The sequence below is a fragment of the Rothia similimucilaginosa genome, from assembly GCF_029850875.1.
In the GTDB taxonomy this organism is placed as follows: domain Bacteria; phylum Actinomycetota; class Actinomycetes; order Actinomycetales; family Micrococcaceae; genus Rothia.
In genome coordinates this window covers 330,522-343,396 of record NZ_JAOVAM010000001.1, presented here as the reverse complement: position 1 = coordinate 343,396, position 12,875 = coordinate 330,522, and the positions used below count along the sequence as shown (strand labels likewise).

At 62.1% G+C, this 12,875-nt stretch carries 8 protein-coding genes; all 8 read left to right on the top strand.

The annotated features are described in order from the left end of the window. Positions 1–4: 4 nt before the first annotated feature. The 8 genes from QFX05_RS01295 to QFX05_RS01260 all read left to right on the top strand — a co-directional run bounded on the left by QFX05_RS01295 (position 5) and on the right by QFX05_RS01260 (position 12,864). Entirely contained in the window at positions 5–895 is an 891-nt protein-coding gene (locus QFX05_RS01295) for a plasmid partitioning protein (RefSeq protein ID WP_279740251.1), read from the top strand. 146 nt (positions 896–1,041) lie between these two features. Next, positions 1,042–2,109, top strand: a complete 1,068-nt coding sequence (locus QFX05_RS01290; RefSeq protein ID WP_279740249.1) for a FecCD family ABC transporter permease — start codon at positions 1,042–1,044, stop codon at positions 2,107–2,109. Continuing rightward, entirely contained in the window at positions 2,109–3,215 is a 1,107-nt protein-coding gene (locus tag QFX05_RS01285) for a FecCD family ABC transporter permease (protein ID WP_279740247.1), read from the top strand. Before QFX05_RS01290 ends, QFX05_RS01285 begins: the two co-directional genes overlap by 1 nt. Next, positions 3,215–4,057, top strand: a complete 843-nt coding sequence (locus QFX05_RS01280) for an ABC transporter ATP-binding protein (RefSeq protein ID WP_279740245.1) — start codon at positions 3,215–3,217, stop codon at positions 4,055–4,057. The genes QFX05_RS01285 and QFX05_RS01280 overlap by 1 nt, the downstream gene beginning before the upstream one ends. A gap of 533 nt (positions 4,058–4,590) precedes the next feature. Next, positions 4,591–6,027, top strand: coding sequence for an enterochelin esterase domain-containing protein (locus QFX05_RS01275; RefSeq protein ID WP_279740244.1), 1,437 nt, complete (start codon positions 4,591–4,593; stop codon positions 6,025–6,027). A 315-nt stretch (positions 6,028–6,342) separates the two neighbouring features. Continuing rightward, complete coding sequence (locus QFX05_RS01270) at positions 6,343–8,043, top strand: (2,3-dihydroxybenzoyl)adenylate synthase (RefSeq protein ID WP_279740242.1); 1,701 nt, start codon at positions 6,343–6,345, stop codon at positions 8,041–8,043. A gap of 38 nt (positions 8,044–8,081) precedes the next feature. Further along, a complete protein-coding gene (locus tag QFX05_RS01265; RefSeq protein ID WP_279740240.1) occupies positions 8,082–8,309 on the top strand; it encodes a phosphopantetheine-binding protein in 228 nt (75 codons plus the stop codon). Positions 8,310–8,496: 187 nt separating this feature from the next. After that, the gene (locus QFX05_RS01260; protein WP_279740238.1) at positions 8,497–12,864 is read left to right on the top strand and encodes an amino acid adenylation domain-containing protein; all 4,368 of its coding nucleotides are present in this window, start codon (positions 8,497–8,499) and stop codon (positions 12,862–12,864) included. The last annotated feature ends 11 nt before the right edge of the window (positions 12,865–12,875 follow it).

The following is a 12,875-nucleotide window of genomic DNA, read 5'->3' as shown; positions in this document are numbered from 1 at the left end:
AACCATGCGTGCACCTTTTTCGGGAACCCCGAAGGCATCCCTGACCTCTAAGGCACTGACCGCCTGCGCCGCCGCAACCCTGGCACTGGGCCTGGGTGTTGGCACTGCATCCGCTCTGCCTCCGGGTGGTGCGAAGGCATCTACCGATAACACCTCCTCAACCGTTTCCCCCTCTGTGAGCGAGCACGGCGTGATTTCCTTTAGCGTGAGCGGCTTCCCCGCGAACGCTGTGGTGTCCGTGAAGGTGGACGACGGCAACCTGTGCCCCTCCAATGCGGCTCAGGGCGCTTGCGTGGTGCATCAGCAGAAGACCGATGGCAACGGTAACGTCTCCGGTTCCTTCGTGCTGCCGGATGTAGGCCCTGGCACCCACACTCTGCGTTTCCTCGCTTCCCGTGAGAAGCGTGACAAGGACGGCAAGTACCTGGGTACCGAGGCGTACAGCAACCGCAGCCCCGAGTTCACCGTGGTGGGCGAGAACGGTTCTGAATCTTCTAACTCTTCCTCTCGTCGTTCGGGTTCTGATGATTCCGCAAACTCTCAGAGTGATGAGTCGAATGCTGAGGCTGAGACTGTGTACACCGACGCTGACGGCAACACCATCACCAAGGAGGAGTACGACCGCCTGAACGTGGAAGCTGACTCTTCCGCTGCGCCGGCTGCTTCGGCTTCTGCAAATGCCCAGAAGAAGGCTACCGCTTCGGCGAGCGCATCTTCTTCGGCTGTTGCGCGCGGTAATGCGTCGAACCCGAGCGCTTCAGCTTCGGGCGCGGCTAACACCGCATCCACCGTTCAGACCGTGACTTACGGTGCTGCGTTCCCGTGGATTGGCGTGGTGGTTCTGGGCGTAAGCGTTGTGGGTGCCGCTGCGTTGCTGCTGACCCGTAAGCGCTAAGACTTAACGTCGGATGCGGGTGGGGGAGTAACCCACCCGCTCCGGCGTTTCTCTCATTATCTACCGGTGTGCCGGGTACCCCTCGCGTGGTGTGGGTGCGCCGGGCGCGCCTCCTTAGTTTTCTTGTATCGAGCATAAGGAGCATAGTGGCCCGCACGAGCTCATTGTCCCGAGATGTTCAGCAGGAGAGTACGTCCCGTCAGGGTTCTGTGATTCAGGGGCAGAAGTTGGGTAAGCGCCTGGCTTTTCTGTTCCTGTTTGCGGTGCTTTTGGTGGGGGCTGTGGCTGCTTCTTTGCTGTTCGGGTCGAATAATCTTCCGCCGGATCAGGTTCTGGCTGTTTTCAATGGCACTGCTTCTGAGCAGACGCAGACGATTGTGACGGAGCAGCGTATTCCGCGTACCCTGGTGGGTCTTGCAGCGGGTGCTGCGTTGGCGGTTGCCGGTTCGTTGATGCAGTCGTTGACCCGTAACCCGCTGGCTGAGCCCGGTCTGATGGGTGTGAATGCCGGTGCTGCGGTGGCTGTGATTGCTTCCGTGGTGGTTTTTGGTGTGATGGGCATTTGGCAGTACATGGTTGCTGCGACGATTGGTGGTGCGTTGGCTGCGGTGCTGGTGTACATGCTGGGTCGTGGCCGTGACGGGTCGATTGTGAAGCTTGCGTTGGCGGGTGTGGCGATTTCTGCGGCGTTGTCGGCGATTGCGCAGGGCCTGATTTTGGCTGATCAGGATGCGTATAACGAGTTCCGTGTGTGGGTTGCCGGTTCGCTGGAGGGCCGCGGTATGGATATCGCGTCAACGGTGGGCCCGGTGATTGTGCTGGGTGTGCTGGTGGCATTTTTTGTGGCTCCTGCGATTAATGCTCTGAGTATGGGCGAGGAGGCGGCGACCAGCCTCGGCGTGAGTGTGCGTACGACGCAGAATTTGACGTTGCTGGCGGTGACGGTGCTTGCTGGTGCGGCGACTGCTGCTGTGGGTCCGATTGGATTTGTGGGTTTGGCAGTGCCGTTTGTGGTGCGTGCTCTGCTCGGTAATGATGTGCGCTGGGTGAATTATGGTTCGGCGCTGTTGGGTCCGGTGTGGCTGCTGTGTGCTGACGTGTTGGCGCGTGTGCTGGTGGCTCCGCAGGAGACTCAGGTGGGTATTGTGGCGACTCTTGCCGGTGCCCCGGTGTTCTTGTTCCTGATGACTCGTCGTAAGGTGGAGGCTCTCTAATGTCGAATTCTTCCGCTCTATCGACGGAGGCCGCCACCACTGCGACTAATCGTTCTGCGCGTCGTCGTGGCCGCGATTTGGGTGGCCGCCCGGTGTTGACTGTGCGCGGTCCGCTGAGTGCTCAGGTGCCGTGGCGTGTGCTGATTCTGAATGTGGCGTTGGTGGTGCTGATTGCGGTGCTGGCGTTTTGGGGCATGCTGCAGGGGGACTACAAGATTGCCCCGGAGAAGCTGATCCCGGCGCTGCTAGGTGAGGGTAAGCAGATTACGGTGACTTTTGCTCAGCAGCGTGCGGCGCGTATTGTGGCGGCGCTTCTGGTGGGCGCGGCGCTTGGTCTGTCGGGTGCGATTTTCCAGGTGATTTCGGGTAACGCCCTAGGATCACCGGATATTATCGGCTTCACAAATGGTGCCGCAACCGGTGCGCTGTTGCAGATTATTGTGTTCAATTCCGGCCCCGTTGAGGTTGCCCTGGGCGCTGTGGTTGGTGGCTTAGCGACCTCGGTGCTGGTGTGGTTGTTGACGCGGCACACGGGCCTGTACGGTTTCCGTCTGGTGCTGGTCGGTATTGGTGTGGGTTCGACTCTGGCGGCGTTCAACGCGCTGCTGGTGGTGCGTGCTTCGCTGACTCAGGCGCAGACCGCGGCGTCCTGGCTTGCCGGTTCGCTCAATGACATCACCTGGGAGCGCACCTACGCGCTACTGGGTCTGCTGCTTGTGGTGACTCCGCTGCTGCTGATGCTGGTCCGCCCGCTGGGCGCGATTCGTTTTGGTGACCAGGTGGCATCCGGTTTGGGTGTGAGCGTGAATGCGTACCGTGTGGCGGCTCTGTTCATCGGTGTGCTTCTGGTTTCGCTGGCGACCGCGACGACCGGTCCGATTGCCTTCGTCGCCCTGGCTGCGCCGCACATTGCGAAGACTCTCTCCCGTAGTGGTGGGGTGGGCTTCACCTCCGCGGCACTCATGGGTGCGTTCATGGTGCTCGGCTCCGACCTGATTGGCCGATTCGCTGTTTCCGGACGCATCATTCAGGTGGGTGTGGTGACCGGCGCGATTGGTGGCCTGTACCTGATTTACCTGATTTACCTCGAAAGGAAGAAGAGCTAGTGAACACTAGTGTGACGACCCGCCTTGAAGGCGAGAACATGGTGGTTGCCTACGGTGAGCATACGGTGCTCAACGGGGTAGATTTTCAGGTGCCGGAGGGGGAGCTGGCCGTTATCCTGGGCCCCAACGCCTGTGGTAAGTCGACCACATTGAAGGCTCTTGCCCGCGTGAACCCGCTCAAAGAGGGCGAGGTTCGCCTAGACGGCACCCCGCTGCCGCAGATGAAGTCCCGCGCCATTGCTAAGATCCTGGCGATGTTGCCGCAGACCCCGGAGGCGCCGAGTGGCGTGACCGTGGCGGATGTGGTGGCGCGCGGCCGCTACCCGCACCAGTCGCTACTGCGTTCCTGGTCTGATGAGGACGAGCGAGCCTGCGTGGAGGCGATGCAGGCAGCGAACGTGCTGGAGCTTGCGGAGCGTCCCATTGAGGCGCTCTCGGGCGGTCAGCGTCAGCGCGTGTGGATTGCCATGACCCTGGCGCAGCAGACCCCGCTGATTCTTCTCGATGAGCCGACCACCTACCTGGACATCACACACCAGATTGAGGTGCTGAACCTGACGAAGAAATTGCATTCCGAAGGCCGGACTGTAGCCGTGGTGTTGCATGACCTGAACCTTGCTTTCAGGTATGCTACTCATGTTGTTTTAATGAAGCAGGGTCGGATTATCGCTCAGGGTGATCCGCGTGCGATAATTACACCGGAACTTATTCAGGAAGTTTTTGACCTGCAATCGGTTATTATTCCTGATCCGTGCACTGGTACTCCTTTGGTTATTCCGAAGGAGAACCAATCAATTCATATTGCCGCTGATGCTATTTCGGCGGCCCGCGAAAGCGAATAGTTTTCGCCCCTAAGCCGCGTGGGAGTTGGCGCCAATCGTCTCAGTACGGGTGGAAAAGCTCGGCATTGCGCCGAGTAGCGAACGTTAGGATCTGAGGGACCCAGGATCCCCTGCGCGTAGGGCGCCTACCCGGTGCTCGCCCGTCTTTGACGCATGAACGGATCCGAGCACTGGGTAGGTTCCATTTTGGGAACCCGTAGATGAGGCACCGAGACTGCCGTATGAGGCTTTGAAAGTTACGACTTGAGAGGTTTGATGCACGGTCTCGGTGCCTCATCTCTTTTAACTTTTGGGGTGGACAGGCTGGTTTTAGGTGGGGCTGGGCTGGGCAGGGTTGTGGTGGCTTCGTGCTTGGGTTTTAGTAGTGTGTGCTGGCTGTCATGATTGTCATCTTTTGGTTCTTTCGTTTTTCCCTTTGGCTGGAGTTTGGGTAAGGGATACCATAGAGTGAGGTAGTAGAGGCTAACTAACGATAATGTGCCTCCTCACCGATTCTCATCAATTGAGTGTTTCCACAGACCAAGGAGGAACCGTTGGGCGAGCACGAACCCACCGAGACCGTTCCCGCACAGAGCATTTCTGTACAGGGCATTTCTGTACAGGGCACTTCTGAACAGCCTGCTTCTGTACAGGCTACCTCTGCGCAGCCGTGTACCGTTGCGCCGGCTGTGCGCCCGAGTCCTCCCAAAACCCCGCGCCCCGTACCGGCACCGCGCGTGGATAGCCCCCTCATCAGCGCCCTCATCGCCGAGGCAGTCAGCTCCAAAGAGCTGAACGCCCGCATCGTTGAGGTCGTCTCCGAAGGTACCCCCATCATCGAGCCGGTGCACCGTAAAGACGGCAGCATCAGTGAGAACGAGCGCATCGTTACCTTCCTGTACCACAACGAGCAGGCGGAGCAGGTGCTCATGTTCATCAACCGCCTGACCGATGAGAAGAATCTTGACCGTTCCCTCATGACCCGCATCGAGGGCACCGGATGGTGGCAGCTGAGCATGCAGATGGAAACTACCTGGCGTGCCTCCTACAACTTCTTGCCGGTGCTGCCCGGCGAGCGCCCCGCCTGGCTGGGTGATGACGACCAGGTGCGCCTGCGCGCCGCGCTGGACTCCGGTGAGGGCGACCCGCTGAACCCCGAGACCGTGTGCAACCGCATCGGTCGTTGCATGGGTGTGGTGCAGCTTGAGCACGCGCCGGTGCAGGAGTTCATCCTGACTCAGGAAGAGATTGACGCACTGCCCGCCCCCGAGTGGATGCATACCCCTGACGGCCACCAGTACGTGCTCGGTCGCGTGGGCGATCCCGCCCCGGATGCGCCGTTGTTCATCCAGTTCGACGGCGAAATGTGGTTTAGCCAGGGCATGGAGCGTATCCTCAATCGCGCCCATGAGGTGGGCCGTATTCCGGCGATGCACGTGTTCTTCCTTCACTCTGGCGGTCGTGAGAACCGCTGGAAGGAACTGAACGGTGACAACCCGATTGCCGACTACCTGGTGGAGATTGCCTTCCCGCACCTGGAGGCGGTGCACGGTATTAAGACCGCGCCGCAGAACATTGTGATTAACGGTCAGTCGCTGGGTGGCCTGTCCTCCCTGTTGGCGGTGCTGAGCCGCCCGGAGGCCTTTGGCGGTGCGATCGCGCAGTCATCGTCGCTGTGGCAGCCACAGGTCATGGACCGCCTGGACGAGCTGGAGGCGGCGGGAGAGATTGATCGTCTGCGCCACCTGTACCTTGAGATTGAGGTGGGGGAGCAGGAGTGGGTTTTGGTGCCTCCTCACCGTGAGCTGAAGGTGCGCCTGGAAAAGCTTGGTCTGGAGAGAGCGCGCTGCACGACCTTTAACGGCGGTCACGATTATGCGTGCTGGCGCGGTGCGATTGTGCCGACCCTGGAACGCATCATTGATGCTCACCAGCGGAATATTGAGCGTGGCGAGCAGAACTACGAGAAAGATGCACAAAAAGTAGCGTAGAGCTTGTACCGCTGCCGATGATTGGGCGCCCCGGACCCCTCGCCTGCTGAGGTTTGCCCCGCCCGCTGGGGGCGCATGGTGGGCATGCGGGGTTCCCGTTAGGGTAAACACCGCCGCGCCCGTATCCTAGAAAAGGACAGCATAAGAGATGCGTAGTCTCTTGGTAGATGTAGCACTACCGTGCCACGAGGGGTACCGAAGGGTACCCGGTGTAGGCTGCGCACCCGCCCTCATTGACGAGATGGCATCACGCTGCGAACGCACGCAGCACGTGAGCGCTATAGAAACCGCAAACGACACAGAAATCGAGAGAAGATGACCGTAGAACGTAGCCCCCTGGCCCCCACACCGCTCATCCCCGAGTCTTTTGCCGCGAAGTACCGCGAAGCCGGCTACTGGATTGACCAGACCATCCCCGAGTTCCTGTTGGATGCCTGCCGAGCGAAGCCGCACTTTCCTGCGCTGGTGGCGATCTCGCACGCGCAGCTTAATGAGGACGGCAAGCCCCAGCAGATTCGCCTCTCCTACGGTGAGCTGGAAGCGGCAGGTCGTGCCGCTGCGGCGCGCCTCATTCAGGCTGGCGTGCAGCCCGGTGACCGCGTGCTGCTGCAGCTGGGTAACACCGCCGAGTACCTGGTGTACCTGCTCGGTATTTTCTGGGCGGCTGCTCTGCCGGTGTTCTGCCTGCCGCAGCACCGCACCACTGAGCTCGTGCACTTTGCGACCCGCACCGACGCGGCGGCGCATGTGTTCTCTTCGCTAACCCCGGGTGCAGATTTCTCCGCCCTGCACGAGGATGTTGCCGCCGAGTTGCGCAAGAACTCTCAAGAGCCGCCGGTTGCTATTGACGTTGCGGAGCCGCTGACCCCGCTGACCGAAGAGGAGCTCGCTGAAGAGTTCGTGCCCGGCGTCATTCAGAACACCGAGAACCTGCGTGCGAGCGAGCAGGTGGCGTTCCTGCAGCTTTCCGGCGGTACGACCGGCATTTCGAAGCTGATTCCCCGCACCCACGCTGCCTACCTGTACTCGGTACGCGGTTCGGTCGATATCTGCAAGCTGAACAACAACACGACCATGCTCGTGGTGCTGCCCGCCGCTCATAACTTCACGATGAGCTCGCCCGGTATTCTGGGCGTCATGTGCGCCTCCGGCAAGCTGGTGTTTGCGGCGGATCCGTCCCCGCAGACTGCGTTCCACCTCATTGAGATGGAAGGTGTGACCACCTCCGCGCTGGTGCCGCCGCTGGCTCAGGCGTGGGTCGCCTCCGCGGAGAAGCGCGAAGTGTCCCTGCCCTCCCTGCAGACCCTGCAGGTGGGCGGCTCGAAGCTGGCTCCGGCGGTTGCGGGCAAGATCGAGTCGGTGCTCGGCTGCACCGTTCAGCAGGTGTTCGGCATGGCTGAGGGCCTGGTGAACTACACCCGTTCGACCGACCCGATTGAGATGCGCCTGAGGACTCAGGGCTACCCGATTAGCCCCGACGATGAAATTCTGATTGTTGATGATCAGGACCTGCCGGTTAAGCGCGGCGAGAGCGGCCACCTACTCACCCGCGGCCCGTACACGATTCGCGGCTACTACCTGGAGGAGAACGCGAACCGCTACGGCTTCACCGAGGAAGGCTTCTACCGCACCGGTGATATTGTGCGCCTAGTTGCCGGTAAGTACCTTGAGGTGACCGGCCGCGCGAAGGACCAGATTAACCGCAACGGCGAGAAGATTGCCGTGGATGAAATTGAAGAGCTGGCGCTAACCCACCCCGACGTTTTTGACGCCGTGGTTCTGGGCATCCCGGATGAGACCGTGGGCGAGCGTGTGGGCCTGGTTATTGTGCCGCAGGAAGGCGCCGACCTGGGTGAAAACCCGCGCCGAACGATGCATGAGTTCTTCACTTCGAAGAAGCTAGCTGACTTCAAGATTCCCGAGCGCGTGCAGGTTCTGCAGGAGCTGCCCACCACGAACGTGGGTAAGATTTCTCGCCGCGAACTGCGCGCCAAGCTTGCCGAAATTTTTGGCTAAATCTTAAGCCCGTATTCCTACCCCTATTGAGGAGAAAAATGTCCGCACTTGAGACCCTGCGCCCCATCATGGAGAAGTACATCGTCGAGCCCGACTCTCTGCAGACCGCGTTTGACGAACCGACCACCGACCTGTTTTCTCTGGGCCTGGACTCGATGGGCTCCTTCGCCCTGCTCGACGACCTTGCCGCTGAGGGCGCCGCGATTGAGTTTACCGAGCTGGTGGAGAACCCGACTGTGGAGTTCATCGCTTCCCGCCTGGGCTAAGTTTCATCGTACCCTGAGCGCCTACCTGCCGCGAATGCAGACGGGTGCTCGGGGTGTTTGCTACTCGCCTCGTTTACCCTTGTCAGCTTACTTCTGCCAGCGTGAATTGGCGGGGCAGTAGCCTACCTTTTACACACCGCATATCATCCTTGACTCAGACCCCTGATCCAGACCTTGAGAGGCCACCATGGGCGTAGCTGATACTACCGCAGCCGCTAGCTTCGGGACTGCTTCCTACCTTCGCACCGCCGCGAACCCCTCCGCACAGCATAGTGCTGACAGTCCCTGGCTGCCGCTGACCACTAACGCGCGCGGCATCTATTTTGCCGCCGCGATTGACCCGACGAATCCCTGCTACAACACCGCGGAGGTTCTGCAATGCCCCGCAGACACCGACCTCGCTCTGCTGCGTGAGGCTTTTGAGCAGCTCTACCGCGAGAACGAGGGCTTCCGCGTGCGCACCCGCATTGCCGATGGTGCCGCCTCCCAGCAGATTCTGTCGCTTGAGGCATTCCTCGCGGGCATTGACCTGCTCGTGGATGAGGGGGATCTGAACGACACCGCGGAGGCGGGGGAGGAGAACATCTCTGACCTGCCTAACTCTGACTTGCCTGCGCCGGTGCGCACCTGGGCACAGCGTCTGCTCGCCCAGCCCCTTACCACCGATGAGGGCGTGACCGTACGCAGCGCTGCAGTGCGTTACGACGGGTTCCTCTGGGTGTACCATTCTTTCTCCCATGTGGTTGCTGACGGGTTCGCGGCGTTCAACGGTCTCTCCCGCGTGGCGGCGATATACCGTGCCCTGTCCGCAGGCCAGCCGGTTCCTGCAACCCGCCGCATGAGCCTGCAACAGCTACTCGATGCCGACGATGCTGCCTCAACCTCCCGTGACGAAGACGTCGCCTTCTGGGAGGCGAGCGGCGCCCTGGAGCAGGAAGATACCTCCCTGGCGGGTCGTACAGCCTCCCCGTCGGCGCGGTCTGTGCGCCTGGCGTTCAGCATTGACGTGCCCACCCAGCAGGCTCTGCTGGATGCGGCAAAGCAGCACGCCGTCTCCTGGCCGGTGTTGGCGACCGCTGCCGTGGGCTCGTACCTGGCGCGTGTGGGCGGCTACTCGCAGGCTTCGTTCGGTGTGCCGCAGATGAACCGCATGTTCGCCCGCACCCTGCCGGAGGCGACCCGCGCCCTGGGTGCGGCGAGCGCGCAGACCGGCTGTACCGCGGTGAACGTTCTGCCGGTGCATGTTGCGGCGACCGGTCCCATCGCGGAGTCCCTGCACTCGGTGAAGGAGCAGTACGCCCGCAATGCTGAGCATCCGCTGGCTCGTCAGGAAGATTTGGAACGTACCGCACGTAATGCCCAGTCCAGGCTGTTTGGTGCGCAGATTAACGTGGTGCCCTTTGATGCAGTGTTGCCGCTGGCGGTACCCTCCAAGGATGAGTCCGGAGCCCCGGTACCGACCGCGCACATTCACAATATTTCTGCCGGTCCCGTTGCTGATGCGACCTTCACCCTGCGCGGTATGCCCGGCCGCGGCAACAGTATCTCCTGCGAGATTGACATGAACCCAGCGCTCTACACTGCCAAGGAGCTGGAACGCCACGCCGCCCGCTTGAGTGAGTGGCTGCCCGCCTACGCCGCGGAGGCGCAGCGCGAGGGTGCTTCCCTGAACAACCTGGGTTTGGCGACCGAGGCGGAGCTTGCGACCCTGCGCGAGCTGACTGCCCCGACGCTGACCGAGCACCCGATGGAGTACAAGACCCTGCTGGGTCGCTTCCGTGACGCGGTGGCGGCGCATCCGCAGGCGCTCGCGGTGCTGGATTCTGCCCCCGCGCCCGGTGAGGTGCTCACCCCCGAGGCGGAGCGCGCCTACGCTTTTGACCGCGCCCTCACCTACGCGGAACTGGACGAGCGCGCCCGTGCGCTTGCCTCGCAGCTGCTGGACTGGGGTGTTCGCCCTTCCGATGCGGTGGGTCTGCGTGTGCACCGCGGTGTGGAGCAGTACGTGGCGCTGTACGCCCTGCTGTACGCTGGTGCCACCTATGTTCCGGTGCTTCCGGATCTACCCGCCGAGCGTGTGGGCGTGATGATGGAGGACGCCGAATGTTCCCTGCTGTTGCACGGCCCCGGTCTGCATCCGCTGAGCGCGCAGGAGCTGAACCCGCAGGAACCGCAGCGTCATGTGAACCTGCCCCAGCACGTGCTGTCTGAACAAACCCTGCCGTTGCTGAGCACTAACGATCCCGCCCTGGCCCCCTCCTCAGCACCCGCCGCTGAGGAGCTTCCGGGCATGAAAACCGGCCTGGACGAGGATGCTTACGTGCTCTTCACTTCCGGCTCCACGGGTAGGCCTAAGGGCGTTGCCATCAGCCACCGCGCGATTGATAACCGCCTGCGCTGGCAGCAGCACCAGATTCCGGTAGGGGAGGGTGACCGCGTTCTGCACAAGACCCCCATCTCTTTCGATGTGCACGTGTGGGAGCTGTACTGGCCGCTTGCCGAGGGTGCCGCCGTGGTCATTGCCGCCCCGGATGGGCACCGCGACCCCGCCTACCTGGCGCGCGTGATTGCCGAGCAGTCCGTCACGGCGGTGCACTTTGTGCCGACTATGCTTTCGGCGCTGATCTCTTCGCCGGCGGCGCGCCGCATCCTGGCTGATGCCGGCTTCGGTCAGAATTCCACCCAGCCCCTGCGCTACGTGGTCTGCTCGGGCGAGGCACTGCAGAAGGACCAGGTGCAGGCTGCGGGCGAGGTTCTGGGCGTGTACCCCCTGAACCTGTACGGCCCCACCGAAGCGGCAGTGGACGTGACCTTCTGGGAGACCTCCACCGACCCGCAGCGTGAGAGCGTGCCCATTGGCGAGCCGGTCTGGAACACCGGCACCCTGATTCTTGACCCGACCGGCCACCCCGTGCCGGTGGGTGTGACGGGTGAACTGCACCTGTCGGGCGTGCAACTGGCGCGCGGCTACAAGAACAACCCGCAGGCGACCGCGGCGGCTTTCGTGGAGCAGGCTCCTGCCGGTGCGCTCGCGCTGCTGAACGGTGAGAGCCAGCGCCTGTACCGTACGGGCGATTTGGCGTGCTGGGAGATTCTTCCTGATGGTCGTGCCGTCATCGGCTACCGCGGCCGCACGGACTACCAGATTAAGGTGGGCGGTCAGCGCCTGGAGCTGGGCGATATTGAGATGGCTCTTGCCGCGGTTGAGGGCGTGAGCGCTTCGGTGGCTCTGCTGTACTGCGGTCTGCGTGAGCCTGCCCTGGCGGCGGTGCTGGAGGCCGGCGACGTGCCCGCTGAGCGTGCCGAGCAGCTGGTGGATGCGGCGCGTGAGCATTGCGCGCAGGTTCTGCCGGACTACATGGTTCCGACCCTGTGGCATACCCTGTCTGCTCTGCCGGTAAGCCCCTCCGGCAAGGCGGATCGCAAGCTGTTGGCGTCCCTGGACCTGACCCCGCAGACTTCTGATACTGAGGGCCCGCACGGTCTGCTGGAGCAGCAGCTGTGCTCGATTATTGCCGGCGTGCTGGGTCGTGAGCGTTTCGGCGTAGATGAGGATTTCTTCGCTTCGGGCGGTCATTCACTGGCGGCTCTTGAGGTGATTGCCGCGGTTGAGGAGCAGCTGGGTCTGAGCGTGAGCATTGGTGCGCTGTTTGCACATCCGACCGTGCAGGCTTTGGCGGCGTCCATTGCGGGCGAGCGCGGTGAGGGCGCGGAGTTCGCGCCGGTTCTGCCCCTACGTGAGCATATTTTGACTCAGCGCGAGCACATTGTGACTCAGCGTGAGCATCCTGCCGCGCATGATGCTACTGAGCCAGCTCATCAGCCGCTGTTTATCCTGCCGCCTGCGGGTGGTTTGGGCTGGTGCTATGCGGGGTACCTCTCGCATCTTCCGGTTCAGCAGGGTGTGTATGCTGTGCAGGCTGAGGCGTTCTCTGACCCGCAGGCTGGGTTTGCGTCGAGCCTGCAGGAGTTGGCTGAGGGCTACCTGAAGCTGATTGAGAAGACCCTGGCGGAGCGTTCGTTGCCGCGTCGTTTTGCGTTGATGGGCTGGTCTGTGGGCGGTACTGCCGCGGTGCAGGTGGCGGCTCTGGCGCAGGCTGCGGGTGCGCAGGTTGAGCGTGTGGTTCTGTTGGATGCGTATCCTTCGGAGCAGTGGCAGGGTGTGCCTGCGCCGGATGAACAGGAGAGCTTCCGTGCGCTGCTGCGTATGGGCGGTTTGCCGGAGCCAGCCGCTGATGAGCGGCTTGATTTGCCGGGTACGTTGGAGCGTCTGCAGAGGGCGGGTTCGGCGATGGGTTATTTGCCGGAGGAGAAGTTGGGCGTGTGCCTGGGTAGTATGCGTGCTTCGGCTGCGTTGATGCGTGGTGCTGAGCAGGCGTTCTTTGATGGTGATGTGTTGCTGGTGGGTGTGCCGCATGAGGATCAGCCGTATTTGGAGGCGGCGGGTTGGTCGGCGCATGCGTCGTCCTTCCGTGCGGTGCTGCTGGAGGGTACGCACCCTGACCTGGTGAATCCGACGCGTTTGGCGGAGGTGACCGGCCACTTCGCCGGCTAAACTCGCCAACG